This is a genomic window from Pseudomonadota bacterium, assembly GCA_016195085.1.
Classification (GTDB): domain Bacteria; phylum Pseudomonadota; class Alphaproteobacteria; order SHVZ01; family SHVZ01; genus JACQAG01.
Window position 1 is genome coordinate 1 of the sequence record JACQAG010000013.1, and the last position, 23,709, is coordinate 23,709.

Here is a 23,709-nt window from a genome sequence, read left to right on the forward strand (position 1 = left end):
ACCGACCCAAACCCAGCGCCGCGCCTTCGATCTGCTCGCCCTCCAACCGACGCTGTAGTCAGGACCCGCAACCAAATGCGAGTCACATCAGCGCCTTGCTCGAAAAATGGGTAAAGTTCGGACTAGGCCATCGCCGAGCGGTCGCCGGAGGCGCACACGTAAAACTTAGAAACGCGGACAGGTTCTAGCAGGCTAGCAGGGGCACGCTCGGCAATCGTGAACCATCGTCTGCTGCCTATTGCATCTTGAATCGGTTCTTCAACGCGAGAAGAAGCAGAAAAAGTAGAACCGATGAAAACAATGCATGTAAGGCGGCAACAGTTGGCATGATTGGTACGACTTTGACGGCTTCATCGATTGTCGTTTTCCACAATGCTTCCCATGAACCGGTGAATGGATACAGCACGGGTAGTGTCTGGCGCAGCGTATAGTGGATATGCGCTAACATGCGCGTCTCGGCCGTTGCAGATGCTACTGAATCGAATCCAATCCGATACACGGTGGCACCAAGCAGTGCGCCGACTCCCGCGAGCCAAGCGATTGGCCGAGCTATACTCTGCCCATAAAGAGAAAAGAGTCCGTACGTCTGCGCAAAAATCCTTACAATGCCGCGCTCCTTTACGCTACGGCAGCGCAGCTCCATGACAAAAAATAGCTGCTCGTCGCGATGGGCCTCGTGCTCCCTTCGGATCTTTTTTAGCGTCTGATATGCGGCCTCAGCTCCATCGCTTTTGATGTCTTGGAACTGCCTCCAAAAGTGACGACCAACAGAAAATGACGTGCCGGGATGTAGTCTCGCGCCGTGGAATTCAGGTGCTACGGCAAATTTGCAATCGCGGAAATCCGAAAACCCTTCAAGGAGCACACCTTGAAATATCGCGCGATCGTCGAATACAGCTCGGTCAAACCTCACCTGCCCGCGAAATGCAGTGTCACGAACGAACGTAACGCTACGCGCGAAGTGAGCACGATTGAGTCTTACGTTATCTTGGAAGGCTCCCGAAACGGTAACTGGACCCTTAAATTGCGCTCGGTAAAATGAGCATATTTTCCTTGCTTCAATGCGCTCGAGATTAACGTCTTTTTCGAAGATTGAACGTACCCCTCGAACAATACCTGACCAGGTTCCACTGAACTCAAGTTTTCCGTAGAACCTTGCATGGCTGATGTTGAGGGCCGGTCGTGGGCCTTCATTCACGAAATGAGCGACCAACTGGGCGCGCCCGCGTATGCATGTTCGAACCAAGCTCACTGGGCCGCGGCACGTCCCGCTGATTAAGAGGTCGCCTTGAACTTTGGCTCTATCAAGTAGGACATCTCCGTCGATATCGACTCCAGTTAGATAGAGGTTACCTTGGATCTCTCGTGATCGGAGATCGATACTAAATTTGGAATGCAATTGACCTTGAAGCGTGACGCTCTCACCAACTAGTACAGGACGAAAGATGCCGCCATGCGTCGTAGTCGTTTCCAACAGTGTGATGTCCTTAGCGAATGTCGTAGCTTCGAAGAGAACGTCGCGCATAAATCGGCATTTCTTGAATGTGACCTTGCCTGCGAAGACCGTATTGGTCAGATCCAAGCCATTCTCAAATTGTACGTTTTCGAAGTGAATATCTCCGGCGATTTCCGCACCGCAGATGAAGTCACGTGCGTCCAATAGAACGTCTCGTAGGATCAGTCGCCCCGGTATTCGCAGACCTCTGATGTGACTGGTTAGCCTTCCGCCGTAGTGGACGATGTCCGATCGCTCGTTGATGTGAAGCTTGGATTGACTCTCATGCCATACCTTCAGTTGATCTGGAGTCCACGTGAAGAGTGAGGCCAAATCGGTTTGCGGCATTCCGCGTTCCACGCTTTAGTTGAATGGTCGTAAGGCACTCAAACGAATTTCGGCGGCGCCTGGAATCCTTGATACTCCCGCTCGAGCGCCTGAGCGAAGGCGATCGTGACCCAGTCGCCGTATTGTGGGCCGACGATCTGCACGCCGACCGGCAAACCCTGCGGCGAAAGCCCGATGGGGGCCACGGTCGAGGGCAGATAGGAGATCCCGGTCAGCCCCGCCCAGAAGAAGAGCGCATTCATCGGCCGCTTCTTGCCATTGATGGCGACCTGCCGCTGGTTCATCGGCCCGTGATCATGGGGAAAGGCGACGGTCGGCGCGGTCGGGCAAAGCAAGACATCGTAGTCCTCGAAGAAGCGCGCCCAGCGGCGGCGCATCTGATGGCGCTGCTCGTTCAGCACCAGCCAATCCTTGTGATGCAGCACCTGGCCGCGGATGATCGCGGCCGTGAGGCTGTCGTCTTTTGGGTCGAGCTTTTGGGCCGCTTCGAGATTGCGCTTGAAATCCGCCGCCGGTTGGCGGGCGGAGAGTGCCGCGATCATCATCGTGACGAAGACCGACAGGCATCGTCCCATGTCGATGTCGGGCCGCGCCTCTCTGACCTTGACCCGGCTCTTGGCGAGGAAGCCGAGGAGATCCTGCAGCCGATCGCCGACCGCGGCATCGACCTCGGCAACCGGGTCGCTCTCCATCACCGCCACGCGGAAGTCGCGAAGCCGGCGCTTCGCCGGGCGCGCCGGGACCAGGCGATAGCCGCCGCCGGCGAACTCCTCCGGACCGGCCATGATTTCGAGCGCGATCGCCAGATCCTCCGCACTCCGCGCCATGGGACCGATCACGGATATGTCGGCCGATGCCGCCCAGTCGCCGAGCGCGTGGCCGCGGTTGGGGCAGAGCCCGAAGGTCGGCTTGTGTCCGTAGACGCCGCAGAAATGCGCCGGCACGCGGATCGAGCCGCCGATGTCGCTGCCGATCTCGAGTCCGGTCAAGCCCGCCGCCAGCGCCGCCGCCGCCCCGCCCGAGGAGCCGCCCGGCGTGCACGCGAGATCCCAAGGATTGCTCGTGGTGCCGTAGATCTCGTTGTAGCTCTGCCAATCGGCGAGCCAGATCGGCACGTTGGTCTTGCCGAAGACGACGGCACCCGCGGCGATGAAGCGGTCCACCGCCAGCGCGTTCCACGGGAGCCGATTGTCTTTGAACTCCGGCACGCCCCAGTTCGTCGGCATGCTGCCGGCGGCGAAGGAATCTTTCACCGTCATCGGCACGCCGTGCAACGGCCCCCAGATTTCGCCCTTGGCCAGCGCCCGGTCGGCGGCCTTGGCCCGCTTGCGCGCGGCCCTGAGGTCGGTCGCGACCACGGCATTGACCGCTTTGTTGTGGCGCTCCAGCCGCCGCCAATAATGCTCGAGCAGCTCGAGCGATCCGAGCTTGCGGCGGCGAATGGCGGCAGCGAGCTTTTTTGCCGACCAGAAAGCGATATCGCTCATGGAGTCTTCTCGTATCCGTGGGAACATGCGTGAGGCTGCGGACAATGCGTATAGGATCCCCGTGGACGATGGCAGATCATTGAGATCCTTAGAGCGCGCCGGCCGCTCATGCTGAGACTGCTCGGGCGCAATCCGGGTTTTGCGATCTTCGTCGCGCCGCTCAGTAATGGAACTCGGCGATGGCGACCTGCCCCGCCGCCGGCGACTCGGCTCGGACGGTCATGTGCTCGCTGTTGAACACCACCGCCACCGGCTTGCCCGCCTGGGCGAAGCTCATGCTGGCGATCGAGGTTCCCGGCACGCCGGGATTGACCCCGTCGGGCACCTTGCCGTCGATGGTGAAGGTGTCGCGGCCCTCTCCGAAATAGCCCCTGGGACGACTGATGGTGACGGTGGCGGCGGCGTCCTTCAGCTTCGGGTCGATCGGCTTCAGGTGCAAATGCACAGTGCGGCTGGAGCGAGGGAAGGGTGTCCGATAGACGTGTTGGGTCGGGTAGCCCGGAGCGTCGACGACGAACTCGTAATAGGCATCGGGCTTGGCCGCAAACGGGCCCCAGCGTCCGTCGAATCCGGTGATGGCGCGATGCGCCGCCGCTCCCTCTCTGGCGCCGGTCGCGGGATCGACCGAGAAGACCTCGACGCTGGCGCCCGGCACCGGCAGGTTGGTGGAGGCGCCATTGGCAAAGCCGGCCACCATGCCGTCGAGGCTGGGTGCGGGCGAGGGTGCGATGTCGGTGGTCGCCGGCTTCCGGCCGAGGACCGCCTCGTACATGACCGCGAAGGCTCGGGCATGGAAGGCCACCTCGCGATGGTCGAGCCCGGGAAGCACGATGTTCTCCGCGCCGGCGAGCGCGGGCGCATCATAGTCGACGCCGGTCGGCTGGCCCGGCCTGCCGATGAACTCGCCGGTCGGCTGGGCGTATTTGTCGGATTTGTCGCTGCGCATGGTGACGAAGCGCACACCTGGATACACCTCGCCATCGGCGTTGAGCCTGGTCATGAAGGTGCCGCCGCCATTGAACTCGCTGTTCGGGCTGGTGGTCGCGACATAGACGCCGTGATTAACCCCGCCGCCCAGAATCACCAGCGCCACATGGGTGTGGCCGCCGCCGAACTTGACGTAGTTGCGGATGGTATTCGCACCCCGCGAGTTGCCGACGAGAACCACCTTGTCGCGGCCGGTTTGGATCAGCACCCGGGTGACGGCGGCGGCGAGCTGGGCTGCCTGATCGGCGCTGGTCGAGCGGTTCTCCTCGCTCTTGGTGTCGTCGCCGGGCGCCTGCGGTGCCGCCATGTCGACGGCGATCAGCAGGCTGGGATCGTAGCCGTTGGATTCGAAACGCCAGATCGTCGTATGCCACAGCCCGGCATTGTCGCCATTGCCATGGACGAAGACGATCGGCAGCGCCGGAGAGCCGCTCTGAGCCAGCGCACCCGGCGCCAGGACGAGGCCGAGGCCGACGACGATGCGCCGCAAGATCGCGATCATTGGCGTTTTCCCTTTCTGTCAGCTCGTGTCCTGATCGAGACGTTCGTCAGATAAGGCGGCACCTGCACATCGATCGTGCGTCCTTCGACAAGCTCAGGATGAGCGGAATTGCGCGTTGCGGAAAGACCGGCGTGGCAGAAAGAACAACCTCATCCTGAGCTCGTCGAAGGACGCACGGCAGCGGTCCAAGACTCCATCGTGCACTGACGAACTTCTCGATCGGAACGCTTGTGGATTCACAGTCTATTCCGCCGCCTCGGCGGTGGCACTCTCCGGCCGCCAGATCAGGATCGGCTTGCGCGCCGCCGCGGTCTCGTCCAGGCGGCGACGCGGCGTCAGCCTGGGTGCTGCGTGGAAATACGCGGCGTCGCCCGCTTTGGCGCGGCGCGCCAGAGCCCGCATGGTCTCGATGAACTGGTCGATGGACTCTTTGCTCTCGGTCTCGGTCGGCTCGACCAGCATGGCGCCGTGCACGATCAGCGGGAAATAGACGGTCATCGGGTGATAGCCCTCGTCGATGAGGGCCTTGGCGAAGTCGAGGGTGCTGACGCCGGTATCCTTGAGGAAGCGATCGTCAAACAAGGCCTCGTGCATGCAGGTGCCGGGGAAGGCCGGCGTCATCTCGTCCTTGAGCCGGGACAGCACATAGTTGGCGTTCAGCACGGCATCGCCCGCGACCTGCGCCAAGCCGTCGGAGCCGTGGCTCATCATGTAGGTGAGCGCGCGTACGAACATGCCCATCTGCCCGTGGAAGGCCTTGAGCCGTCCCAGCGACTTCGCACCCGCACCGCCTCTGGACGGGAATTCGATGAGCTCGAAGCCCTTGGGCCCATGCACCAGGAGCGGCAAGGGCGCGTAGGGGGCGAGGGCCTCGGAGAGCACCACCGGCCCGCTGCCCGGCCCGCCGCCGCCATGGGGCGTGGAGAACGTCTTGTGCAGGTTGATGTGCATGGCATCGATGCCGAGATCGCCGGGCCTGACCCGCCCGACGATGGCGTTGAAGTTGGCGCCGTCGCAGTAGAGATAGCCGCCGGCGGCATGCACGGAATCGGCGAGCTCGCCGATCTCGCCCTCGAAGAGACCGCAGGTGTTGGGGTTGGTCACCATGACCGCGGCCACGTCGGGCCCGAGCCGGGAGCGGAAGGCGGCCAGATCGACACGCCCCCTCGCGTCCGCCGGCACCGCCTCGACCGTATAGCCGGCCGCAGCCGCGGTGGCAGGGTTGGTGCCATGGGCCGATTCCGGCACCAGCACCCGGCCGCGCTTCTCCTTCCGCGCATCATGGGCGGCGCGGATCGCCAGCATGCCGCAGAGCTCGCCATGGGCGCCCGCCGCCGGCGAGAGGGCGACGGCCGGCATGCCGGTCAAGGTCTTCAGCCAGTGGGCCAGCCGGTCGATGAGCTCGAAGGCACCCTGAACGGTGGAGATCGGCTGCATGGGATGGATGTCGCTGAAGCCCGGCAGCCGCACCATCTTCTCATTCAGCCTGGGATTGTGCTTCATCGTGCAGGATCCCAAGGGATAAATCCCGGCATCGATGGCGTAGTTCTTCTGGCTGAGCCTGGTGAAGTGGCGGATCACCTGCGGTTCGGAAAGGCCTGGAAGCCCGATCGGCTTCCGGCGCGCGAGTCCGCCCAGGCGATCGGCCAGATCCGGCGGCGGCGGCAGGTCAACCCCAGTGCGTCCCGCCTGGCCCTGCTCGAAGATGAGCGGCTCCTCATGGCTCAAGCCGCGATGGCCGGCACCGGGCGCTTGCGTGCCCGCCGCCTGGGCGAAGCCGCCCTGGGTGACGCTGGCGGTCACCGCCTTGTTCCAGTCGCTCATCTGACGGCCTCCGCGAAGGCACCGGAAAGTGCCTCCATGTCGCTCTCGGTGGTGGTCTCGGTCGCCGCCACGATCAGGAGATCGGCGAGGTCCTTCTGGCGCGGATAGAACCGGCTCACCGGCACGCCGGCGAGGATGCGCTTCTTCGCCAGGCGCTCGACCACGCGGGCGGCCGGCTTCGCCAGCTTCACCGTGAACTCGTTGAAGAAGGCCGGGTTCAAGACGCTCACGCCGGGAACGCGACCGAGCTTGTCGGCGAGCCGCATAGCGGCCGCGTGGTTGAGGGCTGCCAGCCGGGTGAATCCGGCATCGCCGAGGAGCGCCATATGGATGGTGAAGGCGAGCGCGCAGAGGCCGGAATTGGTGCAGATGTTGCTCGTCGCCTTCTCGCGGCGGATATGCTGCTCGCGCGTCGACAAGGTCAGCACCCAGCCGCGCCTGCCGTCGACGTCGTGGGTCTGGCCGACGAGACGCCCCGGCATCTGGCGCACGTATTTTTCGCGCGACGCGAACAGGCCGACATAGGGGCCGCCGAAGGTGAGGCCGTTGCCGATCGACTGGCCCTCGCCGACGACGATGTCGGCACCCATGGCGCCCGGCGATTCCAAGGCGCCCAAGGCGACGATCTCGGTCACCACGACGATGAGCAAGGCGCCTTTGGCATGCGCCGCTTCGGCGATCGGCGTGAGGTCGCCGATGCGGCCGAAGACGCTGGGATACTGGACGACCACCGCGGAGACGTCATCGCCGAGCGAATTTACGATGTCTTCCGTGCCGTGCGGGTCGGGGGCCAAGAGCTCGGCTTTGAAGCCGGCAAATTTCGCGTGGGTGGCGACGACCTGGCGATACATCGGATGGAGCCCGCCGGAGAGGACCGCGCGGCGGCGGCGGGTGATCCGGTTCGCCATCAGCACGGCTTCGGCGGTCGCGGTCGAGCCGTCATACATGGAGGCGTTCGCCACCTCCATGCCGGTGATCAGCGCCACTTGGGTCTGGAATTCGAAGAGATATTGCAAGGTGCCCTGGGCCACTTCGGGCTGATAGGGCGTGTAGGAGGTGAGGAACTCGCCCCGCTGGATCAGGTGGTCGACGGCGGCGGGCACGTGGTGGCGATAGGCGCCGGCGCCGATGAAGCTGGGGCAGGAGCCGGCGGCGAGGTTCTTGGCCGCGATGGCGGAGAGCAGGCGCTCGACCTCGATCTCGCCCAGATGCGCCGGCAGATCCACCGGGCCTTTGAGCCGGGCCTGCTCCGGCACGTCCTTGAAGAGCGTGTCGACCGATGGCACGCCGATGGCGGCCAGCATCTGGCGGCGGTCGTTCGGCGTCAGCGGCAGGTAGCGCATCAGGGCTGCTCGCCGAGAAATTTCTGATAGGCCGCTTCATCCATGAGCTCATCGAGCTCGGCCGGCTTGGCGAGCTTGATCTTGCAGAACCAGCCGGTGCCGGTCGGGTCCTCGTTCACCGTGGCTGGTGTCTCGGCGAGCTTGGCGTTCACCTCCACCACCTCGCCGGTCACCGGCGCATAGACCTCGCTTGCCGCTTTGACCGACTCGACGGTGGCGCATTCGCCGCCCTTCGTCACCTTCTTGCCCTTGGCCGGCAGCTCCACATAGACCACGTCGCCCAGCTGCTCCTGGGCGTAGCTCGAGATCCCGATGGTGCCGACACCGTTCTCGACCCGGACCCATTCATGGTCCCTGCTGTATTTGAGCTCGCTCATCAGTCCTTCTCCCTGTTCAGCATCATCGGCCGCGCCGGTAGCGGTGCGGCACGAACGGCAGATCGGCCACCCGTGCCGGCCGCTTGGTGCCGCGCACCTCGGCGAAGATCTGGGTGCCGGTTTTCGCTTGGCTCATGGCGACATAGCCCATCGCGATGGGACCGCCGAGGCTGGGTCCGAACCCGCCCGAGGTGATTTCGCCGATGGTCTTCGCCTCGGCATCGGTCAGGCTGGTATGGGCGCGGGCCGGGGCCTTGTCCTTCGGCCGGATGCCGACGCGCCGCCGCGCCGTACCTTCGGCAAGCTGCCGCTTGACGATCGCCGCTCCGGGAAAGCCGCCTTCCTCCCGCCGCCGCTTGCCGATGGCCCAGGCGAGATCGGCTTCGATCGGCGTGGTGGTGGGATCGATGTCTTGGCCGTGCAGGCAGAGCCCGGCCTCCAGACGCAGCGAATCCCGGGCGCCCAAGCCGACCGGCTTCACACTCGGATCCTCCAAGAGCTGACGCGCCAGCGCTTCCGCATGCCTGCCGGCAACCGAGATCTCGAAGCCGTCCTCGCCGGTGTAGCCGGAGCGGGTGACGAAGCAGGGAAAGCCGCCGACCGCGACCGCAGCGCCGGACAGGAAGACGAGCTTGACCGCATCGGGCGACAGCTTCGCCATCGCCTTCTCCGCCCCCGGGCCTTGCAGGGCCAAGAGTGCCTGATCCTCCAGATAGTCGATGCCGACGCCCTTGAGATGCCGGCGCATATGGGCGAGATCGGCATGCTTGTTGGCGGCATTGACGACCATGAAGAGATGGTCGCCGGCATTGGTCACCATCAAATCGTCGAGGATGCCGGCCTGCTCGTCGAGGAAGAAGCTGTAGCGCATGCGGCCCAAGGCCAGCGCCTTGAGCTCGCCCGGCACCAGCCGCTCCAAGGCCGGCACGCGCTCGGCGCCGGTCAATTTCACCTGGCCCATATGGGAGACGTCGAAAAGGCCGGCCGCTTCGCGGGTGTGCAGATGCTCGGCCAGGATCCCGGCGGGGTATTGCACCGGCATGTCGTAGCCGGCGAAGGGCACCATCTTGGCGCCGAGCTCGCGATGGAGCGCGTTCAACGGCGTCTTGGCGAGGGACTGATCGGCCATGGTCTTGAGCGAACTCCGGGCTCGGCGCGGCACCGGAGAAATTCCGGCGCCAACGCCCCCTCTGTCGCTCAAACCTGAAAGATTGGCCCCAAGGGCAGGGAATCGCCCTTCGGGTTTACCTCTTCGGTGAGGCGGGTGGTGCCCGCCTGCTTTCCAGAGTGTCCTCCCCCCACGGTCCTGGGACCTGAGAGTTTCCGGGGCGGTTGCTCCTTCGGCGCCGGCCTAAGCCAAGGGGCTCGGCCGATCTCTCCCGCGGGGATCAATGGACCGCGCCAAGGTGAGCGCCGGCCCGATAAAAGTCAACATGAGGCGACGGCGGAACAATGCTTCCGTTTGGTAACTGAGTAATATTCCGTCATGGCCGGGCTTGACCCGGCCATCCACGTCGTGTCTTGCGATCGCGATGTTGCTCGCCGAGACTTCGTCCGTGAAAGGCGGATGGGTCTACATCATCACCAACCGGCCAAACGGGACGCTCTCTGTGGGTGTCACCAGTGATTTGGCTCGCCGTGCCTGGGAACATCGGGAAGGCGTGGCAGACGGCTTCAGCAAGCGGTGTGGCCTCAAGCGACTCGTCTATGTCGAACGCCACGACGATATCGGGGTTGCCATCCAACGAGAGAAGACCATGAAACATTGGCCTCGCGCATGGAAGGTCCGGCTGATCCTGGCCGAAAATCCCCGATGGGACGACCTATACGATCGGCTTGCGTCATGACGTGGATGGCCGGGACAAGCCCGGCCATGACGATAAGAATGATATTTCAGCCTGCATCAAACTGCGGATCTCAGCCGTATCGGAGGATTGTCGATCACAGATACCTCGCCCACAGATACACATGGGCGATGGCGACGCTGATCAGCATCAGCCAGAAGGCGTGCTTGGTGTAGGTCCAGAAGCCGAATTCGATGCCGTTGCGCTCGGCGATACCGGCGACGGTCAGATTGGCCGACGCGCCGATGAGGGTGCCGTTGCCGCCGAGGCAGGCGCCCAAGGAGAGCGCCCACCACAACGGCTCGAGCTTGTCGGCGCCGCCGAAGCCGGGCCCTAGCGCCTTGATCAGCGGAATCATCGTCGCCACGAAGGGAATGTTGTCGACGATGGCGGAGAGGAAGGCCGACGCCCAGAGAATGATGTAGGCGGTGAGCGCGAAGCTGCCGCCGGTCGCCCGGACGAGCCGGTCGGCGAGCCAAGCCAAGACCCCCGTCACCTCGAGCCCGTGCACCACGATGAAGAGGCCGACGAAGAAGAAGATCGTGATCCAGTCGATCTCGTTGTAGGTCTCGGTCACCCGCCGGCTCTGCTTCTCCTTCTCGCCGTGGTGCTCGATGTTGTGGAGCACCATGAGGGCGGCTGCACCCAGGAGCGCGATGGTGCCCGGCTCGAGCGCGAGCTGGCGCGCCAGCACGAAGGCGATCATCACCATGCCGATGACGATGAGCGATGCCCACAGCAGCGGCCAGTCGGTGATGGTGGCGCGCTCGTCCATGGCCATGACGCGGGCGCGCGCCTCGGCCGTCGCGTGCATGGATCGGCCCCAGACGAGGTGGGTCGCCAGCGCCTGGACCGCCATGACGACGAGGATGACCGGGGTCAAGTGCAGCACGAACTCGTTGAACGACAGGCCGGCGGCCGAGCCGATGATGATGTTGGGCGGGTCGCCGATGAGGGTGGCGGTGCCGCCGATGTTGGAGGCGAAGACCTCGGCGAAGAGGAAGGGATAGGGTGGGGCGCCCAGCTCGCGGGCGACCACGAGCGTGACGGGCGCGATCAGCAGCACGGTAGTCACATTGTCGAGGAAAGCCGACAGCACCGCCGTCGTCACCGACAGCATCAGCAGCATGACCCAGGGCTCGGCCCGGCCCTTCTTCGCCGACCACACCGCCAGATACTCGAACATGCCCGAGCGGCGCGAGATCGAGACCAGGATCATCATGCCGGTCAACAGCGCGATGGTGTTGAAGTCGACGCCCTTGACCGCTTCCTTCTGATCCAAGACGCCGACGGCGATCATCAGCCCGGCGCCCAAGAGCGCCACGATCGAGCGGTTCATCCGCTCGGTCACGATGAGAACATAGGTCGCAACGAGAATGGCGGTCGCGATCCACACCTGGCTCACAGGGCTGTCCCTTTCGGTATAATTCTCAGCGGCCCTGCGTGCGATGCTGGTATTGGAGCTGCGCCTCGGTCAGCTGGAAGCCGAACAGCACGGAGTAGCCCGGACCCTTGAGGCGCTCGGAGAGCGGGATGCGCTGGCGCAGATCCTCGCTCAACAGCACGCGGGCCTGCTTGCCCTTGAATTCCGCCTCGGTATCGAAGGCCTCTTTCTGCAGGACCTGTCCATCGGGATCGAGGACCGCGGCGAAGTATTGCACGCGCGCCTTGCCGTCGCGGTCGGCCAGGCCTTGGAACGCCTGAATCTGCACGGTGATCTCGATGGTGACGCCGGTCTTGTCATAGGTGCAGCTCGCCGCCAGGCCGGCAAAGGCGAACTCGTAGCGCCGGTCGGTCACGTCGCGGCCGGTACCCTCGCGGAACTCGGTCAGGCGCGACAGATCCTGTAGCACGGCCACCCGGGGACAGGCCGTCGGCGCTTCCTTCTTGCTGCTGCTGCTGCAGGCCGCAAGCAGGAGGACCAGAAGGACGAGCAGCGGGGAGAGATGCCGCACCGATGGCCTAAAGCGACTTGTGCGTGCCGTCGCAGAAAGGTTGCGTCTTCGTCGCCTTGCAACCGCAGAAGTAAAGGGTCTTTGCCGCATCCGCCGGGTACATCAATGGTTCCAGGCCGGTACCCTTGTGGCTGCCGTCGCAGAAGGGCTGTTTGGCCGAGCGACCGCAGCGGCACCACCAATACTGCTTTCCGGCGTCGACGTTGACTGCATAGGGCGCCTTCTGTGCCGGTATCGGATCTGCCATATCTCTCTTCCTTCGCACGTTTGGGTGTACTAGGGTCCCGGCGAATCCCGGGGCATTGCCACCATGCCCGCCAATCCCGCTCGGGGGTCGGTTCCCGAGAGCCGGCTCGAGGCTGGCGGGCGGCGGCGACTGTAGAGAACGGCCGCGGCGGAGACAAGGGCGCCCGCTTGGCCGCTAGTGTGATGATTCCGAAGTTCGTCGGCGAACTTCGGAATCATCACACTAGATTCAACGGGACACTAGGGAGCAATGAGCTTGAGCGAAGCCTCACCGTCGCTGACTGTGCTGTTGGCCGCGCCGCGCGGCTTTTGCGCCGGCGTCGATCGGGCGATCCAGATCGTGGAAGAGACCTTGAAGCGCTTCGGCTCGCCGGTCTATGTGCGCCACGAGATCGTGCACAACCGGTTCGTGGTCGAGGGGCTGGAAGCCAAGGGTGCCGTCTTCGTCGAGGAGCTGGACCAGGTCCCGGACGGGGCGCCGGTGGTGTTCTCCGCCCATGGCGTGCCCAAGACCGTGCCGGAAGAGGCGCGTCGCCGCGGCCTGGTGCAGATGGATGCGACCTGTCCGCTGGTCAGCAAGGTGCACCACGAGGCCGAGCGGCAGCATGCCGAGGGAAGGCAGATCGTGCTCATCGGCCATGCCGGGCACCCGGAAGTCATCGGCACCATGGGGCAGCTGCCGCCGGGTGCGGTCCTGCTCGTGGAAAATCGCGAGCAGGCCGAGGCGCTCCAGCTCGAGCCGCCGTTCCGGCTCGCCTACATCACCCAGACGACGCTGTCGGTCGACGAGGCCGCCAGCATCGTCGCCATCTTGAAGCGCCGATTTCCCGCGATCGTCGGCCCGCGCAAGGAGGACATCTGCTACGCCACGACCAACCGGCAGCGTGCGGTCAAGGAGCTGGCGCCCAGGGTCGACGCGGTCCTGGTGATCGGCGCGCCGAACTCCTCCAATTCGCGCCGCCTGGTCGAGGTCGCCCGCAGCGCCGGCTGCCCCAAGGCGCAGCTTCTGCCGCGGGCGAGCGCGCTCGACTGGGCCTGGCTCGACGGCGTCACCCGCCTCGCCATCACCGCCGGCGCCTCGGCGCCTGAGGCCCTGGTGCAGGAGCTGGTGAGCCTGCTCCGCCAACGCTTCCAGGTGAGCATCGAGGAGGTGGCGGTGACCGCGGAAGACGTCTTCTTCAAGCTCCCCCGCGCGCTTGCCTCGTGAGACTCGACCTCGGACATCTATGAGACGCAAACCCTCACCCGCCGCGCTGCGCTCGGCACCCTCTCCCGCGATGCGGGCGAGGGGCTACGAAAGCGCGGCGCAAGAACCCCTCTCCTGCATCGCGGGAGAGGGAGGGACCCACGCGCATGCGTGGGAGGGTGAGGGCACGCGCCCGCGGTTCCGCGTTCGCTAACCCCGACGATGGCCGTCTATACCGCCGTCGCCGACGACGAGGTCGCCGAGTTCGTCGCTGCCTATGACATCGGCACGCCGGTCAGCTTCGCCGGCATCGCCGAGGGCGTGGAGAACTCCAATTTCCTGCTGCGCACGACGACCAGCAGCTACATCCTGACCCTCTACGAAAAGCGCGTCGCCCTCGGCGACCTGCCGTTCTTCCTCGGATTGATGGAGCATTTGGCCTCCCGCGGCGTCGCCTGTCCGACGCCGCTGCATGCCGGCGACGGCAAAGCCTTGCGCGAGCTGAACGGCCGTCCAGCCGCGGTCGTGACCTTCCTCGAAGGGCTGTGGCCCCGCCGCATCCTGCCCGTCCACTCAACCGCGGTCGGAAAAGCGCTGGCGGAGCTGCATCGCGCCGGCGCCGATTTCTCCATGCGGCGCCCGAACGACCTATCGGTCGCCGGCTGGCGGCGCCTCTTTGCCGCCACGGCGGGGAGTGCCGACGCGGTCAAGCCTGGTCTCGGCCAATATCTCGCCCGCGAGCTGGCTCACCTCGAAGACGCCTGGCCGTCTTGTCTCCCGGAGGGCGTCATTCATGCCGATCTCTTCCCCGACAACGTGTTCTTTCTCGGCGAGCGGCTCTCCGGCCTCATCGATTTCTACTTTGCCTGCACCGACTTTCTCGCTTACGACCTCGCCGTCTGCCTGAATGCCTGGTGCTTCGAGCCGGACTGGAGCTTCAATGTGACCAAGGCCCGGCTGATGGTCGGCGCCTACCAGAAGGAGCGGCCGCTCGCCGCCGACGAGCTGGCCGCACTGCCGCTCTTGTGCCGCGGCTCGGCGCTGCGCTTCCTGTTGACCCGGCTCTACGACTGGCTCAATCACCCGGACGGCGCCTTGGTCAAGCCCAAGGACCCGCTCGAATACGTGGCCAAGCTCCGCTTCCATCAGGGTGTCTCGAGCCCCGCCGGCTACGGCCTCGACGGCCCGCCATGAGCGAGGCCCCATGAGCGAGCTAGAGGGCGGCGGCGAGGACTTGGTGGAGATCTATGCCGACGGTGCCTGCAGCGGCAATCCCGGTCCCGGCGGCTGGGCGGCGATGCTGCGCTATCGCGGCGTGGAGAAGGAGCTCTCCGGCGGCGAGCCCATGACCACCAACAACCGTATGGAGCTGATGGCGGCGATCCGCGCCTTGGAGAGCTTGACCCGTCCGGTCCCGGCGCGCGTCCACACCGACTCGACCTACGTCAAGGACGGCATCACCCGCTGGATTCACGGCTGGAAGAAGAATGGCTGGCGCACAGCCGACAAGCAGCCGGTGAAGAACGTCGATCTGTGGCAGCGCCTGGATCAGGCCTTGGCCGGGCACAGGGTGGAATGGGAGTGGGTCAAGGGCCATTCCGGCCATCCCGAGAACGAGCGGGTCGACAAGCTGGCGCGGGCCGCGATTCCGAGGGCCGAGGCGGCTAACCCGGAAGGCTGAGCGGAACCACCGTCGCGGCGCTGGTCTCCTGCATCTGCGGGAAATGCCCTTGCATGGCCTCGATGCGGGCGAGCCAGCGCCGCACCGCGTCGAAGCCGGTCAAGTCGAAGCCGCCTTCGTGGCAATTATGCGTGTAGGCGTAGAGCGCGATGTCGGCGATCGAAATGCCGCCCTCGACGAACCAGTCCTGCCGAGCCAAGTGCTGGTTCATGACCGAGAGCGCGTGCATGCCTCTCGCGTGGTTCTCGGCCAAGCGCCGGGCCTCCGCCGGATCGGCCGCCATGAAGCGGCGGATGTAGCGATTGACCGCGATCGCCGGCTCGTGGCTGTACTGCTCGAAGAACATCCAGCGCAGCGTTTCGGTCTGCAGCCAGGGATCCTCCGGCCAGAAGCCGGTGCCGCGGGCGAAATAGAATAGGATGGCGCCGGACTCCGACAGCATGCGGCCATCGTCGAGCCTGACCGCCGGCACCTTGCCGATGGGATTGAGGCGCCGGAATTCCGGCGTGCGCGGCCCGCCGCTCACCTGGTTGACCTCGACGCGGGCATGCTCGATGCCGAGATAGCCCCAAAGCAGCCGGACCTTGTAGACGTTGCCCGATTCCAGATTGCCGTAGAGCGTCAGCATCCCGGACCTCCAATGCTGCCGGCGAAGTCGACGCGACAGGCTTGGCCTGAGGCCAACGCCGCCTCGAAGACGCATGCCGCCGCCGCGACATCCTGCAACGCGGTCCCGGTCGAGTCGAATATGGCGATCTCTCCGGGCCGGCGGCGGCCGGGCTTGCGGCCGGCGACGATCGCCGCCAGCTCCCCATGCACGTCCGCCGCGCGCATGGCTCCGGCCTGGATCGCGTGCCTGAGATCGCCGCCCTCCATGCACTGCTCGAGGTGATCGACGACCACGGTCGAAGCCGCCATCAGGTCGGGCGCCAACTCCTGCTTTTCCGGGTTGTCGGCGCCGACCGCGGCGATGAATGCGCCAGGCCGAACATCGGCCAAGCCCAAGAGCGCCGCCCTGGCCGGCGTGCAGGTCACGCACACATCGGCGCATCTGGTCGCGCGGGCGATCGTGGCCTCGACGCGGATCTCGATTCCGAGCTCGGCTGCGAGCTCGTCCGCGAAGGCGGCGGCGACTTTGGGATCGCGGTCGACCACCAAGGCGAGCTCCAGCGGCAGTACCTCTTTCAGCGCCCGGAGCTGGTGGCGCCCCTGCACGCCGCAGCCGATGATGGCGACGACCTCGGCGTCGGGCAGCGCCAGGTGCATCGCCGCCACTGCCGTCATCGCCGCGGTGCGCTTGGCGGTGATCTCGATCGAATCCAGCACGGCCAGCAAGCGTCCGTTGCCGCCGTCGAAGAGGCCGATCATGCCCTGGATCGTCGGCAGGCCGAAACGGTCGGGATTGGTCGGGAAGTTGGCGTTGATCTTGGCCGCGACATAGAGGCGGTGCAGCCTGAGCCCGCCGGCCTTCACATGGAAGCTGCCGGCATCGGCATGGAGGCCGAGCACGGCGGGGCCGATGGCACGGCCCTTGTCTTGCTCGATCAATGACGCTTTGACGACCCGGATGCAGGAACCGATATCGAGAAGCCGCGCCACATCGGCCTGGCCGAAGATGAGCGTTCCCGTGTCACCCGAGGAGGGCGTCGTCATATCACCCGCCGTATCATCAGGTTCTGCCAGCGTCGGCGCTCCTCCCGTCCGGAAAGGTCATCATCGGCAATCCCGAGATCGCGGAGGAGATGGGGTCCCAGCGGCGGCAAAGGCTGGCGCGGGCCGAGCGTGCGTCCCGCCCGACAGCGCGCGGCGAGCCGGGCGGCGAAGCGCTGCAGCCTCGATGCCGGATCCCAGGGATGCCAATGCGGCTCCCACGAGGCCTCGCGGCACCACGCATAGAGGCAATCGACCAGCGGCAAGCCCAGGCGGAGCGCGTCCTGCTCTTCTCGCGATCGATCGAGGAGGCCGGCGAGGATGGCGCGCGCACCGGCGGCTTCCGGCACCACCGCGCCGGCGTCGTTGGCGGCGGCGCCGACCGCCCGCTCGAAGCGCCGAATGCCGGGCGCGTCCAGCCGGAACACATGCACGAAGTCGCCGAGCCTTTCCAGCTCGACGATGCCCCCCAGCCTGACGCCGGCGACGGCAAAGGGAATGGCGCCGGTGGCAGCGGCGAGCCGATCCACGTCCTCTACGGCGGCGAAGCGGAATTCGCTGGCGGTGTCGACGAAGCGCCGCACCAGCCAAGCGCAAGCGAGCGGCTCGAGAGCGAGCGGTCGCCGCGTGACCCAGATCATCGAAGCGGCTGCCCATGTAGGCGCGTCACCGCCGGCTCGGGCGCGGCGCGGCAATAGGGATTGCGATCGAGAGGTGAGGGGAGGGATTGTGCCAAGATCATACCGTTGCTCCCAGGCGAAGCGACGGCAGAACTTGGACGGTGATCGTCTTGGGATGCCGGGCGTCTGCGGGAGCCCGACTTGGGTCAGCCTACAACAGCTCGACGCCGGCAGACAACGGGATTGCCATTGGCGGGATTGCCATTTGCGCCGGTGAAAGGAGGCGGCAGCCGGCCGGAGCGAGCCGGCCGCCGCATCGAGATCACAGCACCGACAGGATGTGCTCGGCGCTGGAGACCTTGAACTCGCCCGGATTCTCCACTTCGAGCTGCTTGACGACGCCGTTCTCGATGACCATGGCATAGCGCTTGGAGCGCTTGCCCATGCCGAAGCCGGTGCCGTCCATCTCCAGGCCGACGGCGCGGGTGAAATCGCCGTTGCCGTCGGCGAGCATCACCACCTTGTCGCCGACGTTCTGGCTCTTGCCCCAGGCGTCCATGACGAAGGCGTCGTTGACCGACAGGCAGGCGATCATGTCCACACCCTTGCCCTTGAGATCGGCGGCCTTGTCGCGGAAGCCCGGCAGATGCTTGGCCGAGCATGTCGGCGTGAAGGCGCCGGGAAGCGCGAACAGCACGACCTTCTTGTTGGCGAAGAGCTCGGTGGGAATCACGTCCTTCGCGCCGTCCGATGTCATTTGTCTCAGCTTCGCCGCCGGAACCTTGTCGCCGACCTTGATCGTCATGGCACCCTCATCTTCATAATTCGTTGGGGAATGGATGACCGCGGGGGGGCGGTCCTGCGTCAAAGGGACGCGTCCCTAACATAAGCATGCGCTCCGCCGTGTCCAGCCGCTTCGGCTCGGCCGGGTTTCCCTATGCAAAACACCACGCGTCGCGGGCATCGAGGGGCCAAGATGACCTGCGGCTTCAGGCATGTAGCGTTTGCGCCGCGTTGGGCCGTTGGCGTAGGCTTTGCAAAGGGCTGTACGCAGACCTTCGGCAGGAATTCGGGGTGGGGTTCTTACGCATCGCTGGAGGACGGGCATGTTGAGCCTGGTCCTTCTCGGCGTGGCTTTGTTGCTGCTCTTGGGAGCGCTGGCGCCGTTCGTCGGTGGCGAGGCCGCTGCGCGCCGCATCGTCTACGGGGCAAGCCTCGCCATCTCGGCGGTTCTGGCAGTGCTGGCGATCGCAAGGTTGCTCGAGGGCGGACCGCCGGCGAGTGCCGTCTTGCCCATCGGCCTGCCCTGGCTCGATGCGCATTTTCGGCTGGACGAGCTGTCCGCCTATTTCCTGGTGGTGGTCAATCTGGTGGCCGCCATCGTCAGCATCTTCGCCTTCGGCTATGCCAGCCACGATGTCGAGCCGGCACGGGTCACCCCGCCCTATCCGGTGTTCCTCGCCGGCTGCAATCTCGTGCTCATCGCCGACGACGCCTTCATGTTCCTGTTGTCCTGGGAGTTCATGTCGCTGTCGTCGTGGCTCCTGGTCATGGCCAACCATCGCCAGCCGGAAACCCGCCGCGCCGCCTTCGTCTACCTGGTGATGGCGGCCTTCGGCACGCTCATGCTGCTGTTTGCCTTCGGCGTGCTCGCCGGACCGGCCGGCGACTACGATTTCGATTCCATGCGCGAGGCCAAAGTTAAGCCGCTGCTCGCCTCGGCCGCCTTCGTGCTGGTGCTGCTCGGCACCGGCTCCAAGGCCGGGCTGGTGCCGTTGCATGTCTGGCTGCCGCTGGCGCACCCGGCCGCACCCTCGCATGTCTCGGCCCTGATGAGCGGCGTCATGACCAAGGTGGCGCTCTACGGCATGATCCGCGTGCTCTTCGATCTCCTGGGTGAGCCGGCCTGGTGGTGGGGCGGGCTGGTGCTGCTGCTGGGTGCGGTCAGCGCCGTCATCGGCGTGCTCTATGCGCTGCTGCAGCGCGACCTGAAGGTGATGCTCGCCTACAGCACGGTCGAGAATGTCGGCATCATCGTGCTCGGCATCGGGCTTGCGCTCGCCTTCAAGGCGAGCCGTCTGCCCGATCTGGCGGCGCTGGCGCTAGTGGCCGCACTCCTGCACGTGATGAACCACGCCCTCTTCAAAAGCCTGTTGTTTTGCGGCGCGGGCGCAGTGCTGGTCGCGACCGGCCAGCGCGATCTGGAGAAGCTCGGCGGCCTCATCCGCCGCATGCCGCTGACGGCGCTGTTCTTCCTCGTCGGCTGCCTGGCGCTCTCCGGCCTGCCGCCCTTGAACGGCTTCGTCTCGGAATGGCTGACCTTCCAGGCGATCTTCTCCTCGACCGCGTTCTCGAACGAGCTCTTGCGCCTGGGCGTGCCGGTCGCCGGCGCGCTCTTGGCGCTCTCGGCCGCCTTGGCGGCGGCGTGCTTCATCAAGGCGTTCGGCATTGCCTTTCTCGGGCGGCCGCGGGGAGCGGCGGCGGCGGCCGCACTCGAGCCCGAGGGGGCGATGACGGCGGCCTTGGCGCTGTTCTCCTTCGCCTGCCTGGTCTTGGGTGCCTTTCCCGGCTTCGCCATCCTCATCGCCGACCCGGTGGCGCGCACGCTTTTGGGCGACGGTCTGCCGGTCAATGTCGGCGGCTTCCTCTGGCTCACTCCCTTTCCCGATGGCGCCACTTCCTATAGCGGTCTCATCGTGCTGGTGCTGGTGCTGTCGGTGCCGCTGTCGATCGTATGGCTGGTGCAGCGCCTGGGGGTTCGCCAGCAGCGGCGCTCCCACTTGTGGGATTGCGGCTTTCCCGACCCGAGCCCGGCCACCCAATACACCGCATCCAGCTTCTCGCAGCCGATCCGCCGCGTCTTCGGCACGGTCCTGTTCCGTGCGCGGGAGAGCGTCGACATGCCGCCGCCCGGCGACATGCGCCCGGCTAGGTTCGCCGTCACGCTGGTGGATCCGGCCTGGGATTGGCTGTTCCAGCCGATCGGGCGCATCGTCGGCTACGTCACCCAGCGCATCAACATCCTGCAGTTCATGACCATCAGGCGCTATCTGTCGCTGATGTTCACCGCACTCGTCATCCTGCTCCTGGTCGTGGTGGTGAACCAGTGACCGGCCTCATCTTGCAGATCGTGCAGAGCCTGTCGGTCCTGCTCGTAGCACCGCTCTTCACCGGGCTCGTGCGCAAGATCAAGGCCCGCCTCGTCGGGCGCGTCGGGCCGGCCTTGGTGCAGCCCTACCGCGACTTGGCGAGGCTCATGCGCAAGGAGGCGGTGGTGGCGGAGCATGCCTCCTGGCTGTTCCGCTCGACTCCCTATGTGGTCTTCGCGCTGGCTTGGCTGGTGGCCTCGGTGGTGCCGACGTTTGCCATCGGCCACGCGCTCGCCGGCGTCGGCGATCTCATCGCCATCGTTGCCTTGCTCGCCACCGCGCGGTTCTTCCTGGCGCTTGCCGGCATGGACATCGGCACCAGCTTCGGCGGCATCGGCGCCAGCCGCGATTTGATGATCGCCTCCTTGGCCGAGCCGGCGATGCTCATGGTGGTGTTCTCGGTGGCGCTGGTCGCCGGCTCGACGGCGCTGCCGACGATCGCCTCTTTCGTCTTGACCGACGGCATCGGTCTCGAGGTGTCGCTGGCGCTGGCGCTCATCTCCGTCGTCATGGTGGCGATCGCCGAGAACGGCCGCATCCCCATCGACAATCCCGCCACCCATCTCGAGCTCACCATGGTGCACGAGGCGATGGTGCTGGAGTATTCCGGCCGGCACCTGGCGCTGATCGAGGCGGCCGGCATGCTGAGGCTGGTGATCTACGTGTCGCTCATTGCCTGCATCTTCGCGCCCTGGGGTCTGGCGCGCGCCGAGGGAGCGGGGCTCGCCGACTACGCCGTCGGCTACGCGGTCTTCGTCCTCCATCTCGGCTTCGCCGGCCTGGCGCTCGCCGTGTTCGAGACCTCGATCGCCAAGATGCGGGTGTTCCGCGTCGGCGAATTCTTAGGTGCCGCCCTCATCCTGGCGCTGCTGGCGGTGATCTTCCGCTTCGTCTCCGACGTGTTCTGATGCCGGCAGCCGCCAATCACTTCTACTATGACGTGGCGCATCTGTTGGGCGCCTTGGTGCTGCTGTGCAGCTTCGTCCTCATCTACCAGCGCCGCCTGACCGGAATCATCAATGCCTTCACCATGCAGTCCCTGGCGCTGGCGCTGGCGGCCGCCTGGCAAGCCTTCGTCCAGGACGCCCCGCATCTCTTCGTGACCGCCGGCATAGCGCTCCTGTTCAAGACCGTGACCGTGCCGGTCGCCCTCCACTGGATCGTTCGCCGCCTGGCGATCCACGAGACGGTGGAGAACGCGCTCGGCATCGGGCTGTCGCTGCTCTCCGGGGTCGGACTGGTGGCGCTCGCCGTGCTCCTGGTGCTGCCGGTCACCGGCTCGACCGCGGCCTTGACCCGCGAGACCTTGGCGATGGCGCTGTCGATCCTGCTCCTGGGCCTCCTCATCATGATCGCCCGGCGCAATGCGATCGCCCAGGTCGTCGGCTTCATGTCCTTGGAGAACGGGCTGGTCCTGGCGGCGGTCGGCGTGAAGGGCATGCCGCTGGTGGTCGAGATGAGCGTCGCCTTCTCGCTCCTGGTCGCCTTCATCCTTTTCGGCCTGTTCTTCTTCCGCATCCGCGAGCGCTTCGACACCCTCGACCTGCAGTTCGTCGAGAGCTTCCGAGGCGAGCGCCGGTGATCTCGATCGCCCTCATCCTCGGGATTCCGCTCGCCGCCGCCTCGATGCTGGCCTTCGTGCCGCAGCACAAGATCGGCGGCTGGCTCAATACCGGTGCCTCCTTCCTGACGCTGATCGCCGGCGCCAGCCTGTTGATCGGCCGGCCCGAGCCCTCGGCCTTGGCCTTCATCGACGACTTCAACATCTATCTCGTGGTGCTGACCTCCTTCGGCGCCTTCACCGCCGCCTGGTTCAGCGCCGGCTACATCGACCACGAGGTCAAGACCGGAAGGCTGTCGCCGGCCTATCTGCGCTTCTACCACGCCATGTATCAGATGCTGAGCTTCGGCATGCTGCTGGCGCTGGTCAGCAACAACATCGGGGTGATGTGGGCGGCGATCGAGCTCGCCACGCTCACCACCGTGGTCATGGTCAGCCTCTATCGAACCCGGCCGGCGCTGGAAGCCGCGTGGAAATACTTCATCCTGGGTTCGGTCGGCATCGCGCTCGCCTTGTTCGGCACCATCCTCGTCTACTTGGCGGCGCAGACGGCAATGGGCCCCGGGCTGCAGGCCTTGTCTTGGTCGTCCCTCTACAAGGAAGCGCCCAATTTCCAGCCCGAGCTCTTGAACCTCGCCTTCGTCTTTCTGCTGGTCGGCTTCGGCACCAAGGTCGGCCTGGTGCCGCTGCATGCCTGGCTGCCCGACGCCCATGCCGAAGGTCCGACGCCGATATCGGCGGTGCTGTCGGGCCTGCTCTTGAACGTCGCCCTCTATGCGGTGGTCCGCTACAAGATGCTGCTCGCCGCCAACGGCGATGCGCTGGCCCCGGGCCCGCTGTTGATTTCCATGGGCCTCTCCTCGCTCATCGTCGCCTCGCTGATGCTCTATCGCCGGCGCGACATCAAGCGGCTCTTCGCCTATTCCTCGATCGAGCATATGGGCATCATCACCTTCGCCTTCGGCATGGGCGGCCATCTGGCGAATTTCGCCGGCCTTCTGCACATGGCGATGCACAGCCTGACCAAGTCGGCGATCTTCTATGCGGTCGGCCTCATCGCCCAAGCCAAGGGCTCGCAGCGCATCGAGGACATCAGGGGCTTGACCTCGAGCAATCCCGTCTTGGGATGGGGCTTCGTCGCCGCCGTGGCGGCGATCGCCGGCCTGCCGCCCTTCGGCCTGTTCATGAGCGAGTTCCTGCTGGTCTCCTCCACCTTCCCGCGCTCGCAATTGCTGGCGGTCGTGCTCGTCTTTGGCCTGGTGCTCGCCTTCGGCGGGCTCATGGTGCGCCTGCATCAGATCGCCTTCGGGCCCGCCGAGGGCGAGGCGAAGCCGATCACCGCCTCGCTGGTGCCGCTGTTCGCGCATCTCGTGCTGATTCTCCTGGCCGGGCTCTTTCTGCCGCGGCCGCTGGTCGCCTGGTTCCAATCGGTCGCGGACTTGCTAGGCTGAACC

Annotated in this window: 22 protein-coding genes and 2 riboswitches; of the genes, 8 read left to right on the forward strand and 14 right to left on the reverse strand. The window is 65.5% G+C overall.

Features of this window, described 5'->3' with window-relative positions:
• Nucleotides 1-235 precede the first annotated feature (235 nt).
• The 7 genes from HY058_03735 to gcvT form a co-directional block, all read right to left on the reverse strand.
• Nucleotides 236-1,660 carry a pentapeptide repeat-containing protein gene (locus tag HY058_03735; GenBank protein ID MBI3496399.1) on the reverse strand — a complete coding sequence of 475 codons (1,425 nt, stop codon included), beginning with the start codon at nucleotides 1,658-1,660 and terminating at the stop codon, nucleotides 236-238.
• 221 nt (nucleotides 1,661-1,881) lie between these two features.
• A complete protein-coding gene (locus HY058_03740; protein MBI3496400.1) occupies nucleotides 1,882-3,330 on the reverse strand; it encodes an amidase in 1,449 nt (482 codons plus the stop codon).
• A gap of 160 nt (nucleotides 3,331-3,490) precedes the next feature.
• Nucleotides 3,491-4,819 carry a hydrolase gene (locus HY058_03745; protein ID MBI3496401.1) on the reverse strand — a complete coding sequence of 443 codons (1,329 nt, stop codon included), beginning with the start codon at nucleotides 4,817-4,819 and terminating at the stop codon, nucleotides 3,491-3,493.
• 243 nt (nucleotides 4,820-5,062) lie between these two features.
• Nucleotides 5,063-6,643 carry an aminomethyl-transferring glycine dehydrogenase subunit GcvPB gene (gene gcvPB, locus HY058_03750; GenBank protein MBI3496402.1) on the reverse strand — a complete coding sequence of 527 codons (1,581 nt, stop codon included), beginning with the start codon at nucleotides 6,641-6,643 and terminating at the stop codon, nucleotides 5,063-5,065.
• Nucleotides 6,640-7,986: an aminomethyl-transferring glycine dehydrogenase subunit GcvPA gene (gene gcvPA / locus HY058_03755; GenBank protein ID MBI3496403.1), complete on the reverse strand. Its 1,347-nt coding sequence runs from the start codon at nucleotides 7,984-7,986 to the stop codon at nucleotides 6,640-6,642. The genes gcvPB and gcvPA overlap by 4 nt, the downstream gene beginning before the upstream one ends.
• Nucleotides 7,986-8,363 carry a glycine cleavage system protein GcvH gene (gcvH, locus tag HY058_03760; GenBank protein MBI3496404.1) on the reverse strand — a complete coding sequence of 126 codons (378 nt, stop codon included), beginning with the start codon at nucleotides 8,361-8,363 and terminating at the stop codon, nucleotides 7,986-7,988. The genes gcvPA and gcvH overlap by 1 nt, the downstream gene beginning before the upstream one ends.
• 22 nt (nucleotides 8,364-8,385) lie before the next feature.
• Nucleotides 8,386-9,492 (reverse strand): glycine cleavage system aminomethyltransferase GcvT, encoded by a 1,107-nt coding sequence (gcvT, locus tag HY058_03765; protein ID MBI3496405.1) that lies wholly within the window; start codon nucleotides 9,490-9,492, stop codon nucleotides 8,386-8,388.
• 57 nt (nucleotides 9,493-9,549) lie between these two features.
• A riboswitch (glycine riboswitch) is annotated at nucleotides 9,550-9,653 on the reverse strand.
• A gap of 1 nt (nucleotide 9,654) precedes the next feature.
• Nucleotides 9,655-9,755: riboswitch (glycine riboswitch) on the reverse strand.
• A 164-nt stretch (nucleotides 9,756-9,919) separates the two neighbouring features.
• Between gcvT and HY058_03770 the strand changes: the two genes are divergently transcribed.
• On the forward strand, nucleotides 9,920-10,210 hold the full coding sequence (locus HY058_03770; protein ID MBI3496406.1) for a GIY-YIG nuclease family protein: 291 nt from the start codon (nucleotides 9,920-9,922) through the stop codon (nucleotides 10,208-10,210).
• 94 nt (nucleotides 10,211-10,304) lie between these two features.
• Here the strand turns inward: HY058_03770 and HY058_03775 are convergent, their stop codons facing one another.
• From HY058_03775 to HY058_03785, 3 genes are read right to left on the reverse strand one after another with little or no spacing between them, the layout of a single operon-like run.
• On the reverse strand, nucleotides 10,305-11,612 hold the full coding sequence (locus tag HY058_03775; protein ID MBI3496407.1) for an ArsB/NhaD family transporter: 1,308 nt from the start codon (nucleotides 11,610-11,612) through the stop codon (nucleotides 10,305-10,307).
• Between the two features lie 25 nt (nucleotides 11,613-11,637).
• On the reverse strand, nucleotides 11,638-12,162 hold the full coding sequence (locus HY058_03780; protein ID MBI3496408.1) for a hypothetical protein: 525 nt from the start codon (nucleotides 12,160-12,162) through the stop codon (nucleotides 11,638-11,640).
• Between the two features lie 7 nt (nucleotides 12,163-12,169).
• Complete coding sequence (locus HY058_03785; protein MBI3496409.1) at nucleotides 12,170-12,409, reverse strand: CDGSH iron-sulfur domain-containing protein; 240 nt, start codon at nucleotides 12,407-12,409, stop codon at nucleotides 12,170-12,172.
• Between the two features lie 249 nt (nucleotides 12,410-12,658).
• Here HY058_03785 and ispH point away from each other — a divergent pair, with 249 nt between their 5' ends.
• The 3 genes from ispH (at nucleotide 12,659) to rnhA (ending at nucleotide 15,275) form a co-directional block, all read left to right on the forward strand.
• Nucleotides 12,659-13,615, forward strand: coding sequence for a 4-hydroxy-3-methylbut-2-enyl diphosphate reductase (ispH, locus tag HY058_03790; protein ID MBI3496410.1), 957 nt, complete (start codon nucleotides 12,659-12,661; stop codon nucleotides 13,613-13,615).
• A gap of 201 nt (nucleotides 13,616-13,816) precedes the next feature.
• Nucleotides 13,817-14,788: a homoserine kinase gene (locus tag HY058_03795; GenBank protein ID MBI3496411.1), complete on the forward strand. Its 972-nt coding sequence runs from the start codon at nucleotides 13,817-13,819 to the stop codon at nucleotides 14,786-14,788.
• Between the two features lie 10 nt (nucleotides 14,789-14,798).
• A complete protein-coding gene (rnhA, locus tag HY058_03800; protein ID MBI3496412.1) occupies nucleotides 14,799-15,275 on the forward strand; it encodes a ribonuclease HI in 477 nt (158 codons plus the stop codon).
• On the opposite strand, the gene HY058_03805 is transcribed toward rnhA, so the two are convergent.
• The 4 genes from HY058_03805 to HY058_03820 all read right to left on the reverse strand — a co-directional run bounded on the left by HY058_03805 (nucleotide 15,259) and on the right by HY058_03820 (nucleotide 18,350).
• Nucleotides 15,259-15,903, reverse strand: a complete 645-nt coding sequence (locus tag HY058_03805; GenBank protein ID MBI3496413.1) for a glutathione S-transferase family protein — start codon at nucleotides 15,901-15,903, stop codon at nucleotides 15,259-15,261. The two genes, rnhA and HY058_03805, sit on opposite strands and share 17 nt — an antisense overlap.
• Nucleotides 15,897-16,928, reverse strand: a complete 1,032-nt coding sequence (locus HY058_03810; GenBank protein MBI3496414.1) for an ornithine cyclodeaminase family protein — start codon at nucleotides 16,926-16,928, stop codon at nucleotides 15,897-15,899. The genes HY058_03805 and HY058_03810 overlap by 7 nt, the downstream gene beginning before the upstream one ends.
• The gene (locus HY058_03815; GenBank protein MBI3496415.1) at nucleotides 16,925-17,566 is read right to left on the reverse strand and encodes a chromate resistance protein; all 642 of its coding nucleotides are present in this window, start codon (nucleotides 17,564-17,566) and stop codon (nucleotides 16,925-16,927) included. Before HY058_03815 ends, HY058_03810 begins: the two co-directional genes overlap by 4 nt.
• Before the next feature lie 301 nt (nucleotides 17,567-17,867).
• The gene (locus tag HY058_03820; protein MBI3496416.1) at nucleotides 17,868-18,350 is read right to left on the reverse strand and encodes a peroxiredoxin; all 483 of its coding nucleotides are present in this window, start codon (nucleotides 18,348-18,350) and stop codon (nucleotides 17,868-17,870) included.
• Between the two features lie 301 nt (nucleotides 18,351-18,651).
• On the opposite strand from HY058_03820, the gene hyfB reads away from it, so the two are divergent.
• Genes hyfB through HY058_03840 form a run of 4 tightly spaced genes read left to right on the forward strand, consistent with a single transcriptional unit; the run spans nucleotide 18,652 to nucleotide 23,706 of the window.
• Nucleotides 18,652-20,655 carry a hydrogenase 4 subunit B gene (hyfB, locus tag HY058_03825; GenBank protein MBI3496417.1) on the forward strand — a complete coding sequence of 668 codons (2,004 nt, stop codon included), beginning with the start codon at nucleotides 18,652-18,654 and terminating at the stop codon, nucleotides 20,653-20,655.
• A complete protein-coding gene (locus tag HY058_03830) occupies nucleotides 20,652-21,602 on the forward strand; it encodes an NADH-quinone oxidoreductase subunit H (GenBank protein ID MBI3496418.1) in 951 nt (316 codons plus the stop codon). The genes hyfB and HY058_03830 overlap by 4 nt, the downstream gene beginning before the upstream one ends.
• Entirely contained in the window at nucleotides 21,602-22,276 is a 675-nt protein-coding gene (locus HY058_03835) for a hydrogenase-4 component E (GenBank protein MBI3496419.1), read from the forward strand. The genes HY058_03830 and HY058_03835 overlap by 1 nt, the downstream gene beginning before the upstream one ends.
• Nucleotides 22,273-23,706 (forward strand): hydrogenase 4 subunit F, encoded by a 1,434-nt coding sequence (locus tag HY058_03840; protein ID MBI3496420.1) that lies wholly within the window; start codon nucleotides 22,273-22,275, stop codon nucleotides 23,704-23,706. The genes HY058_03835 and HY058_03840 overlap by 4 nt, the downstream gene beginning before the upstream one ends.
• Nucleotides 23,707-23,709 lie beyond the last annotated feature (3 nt).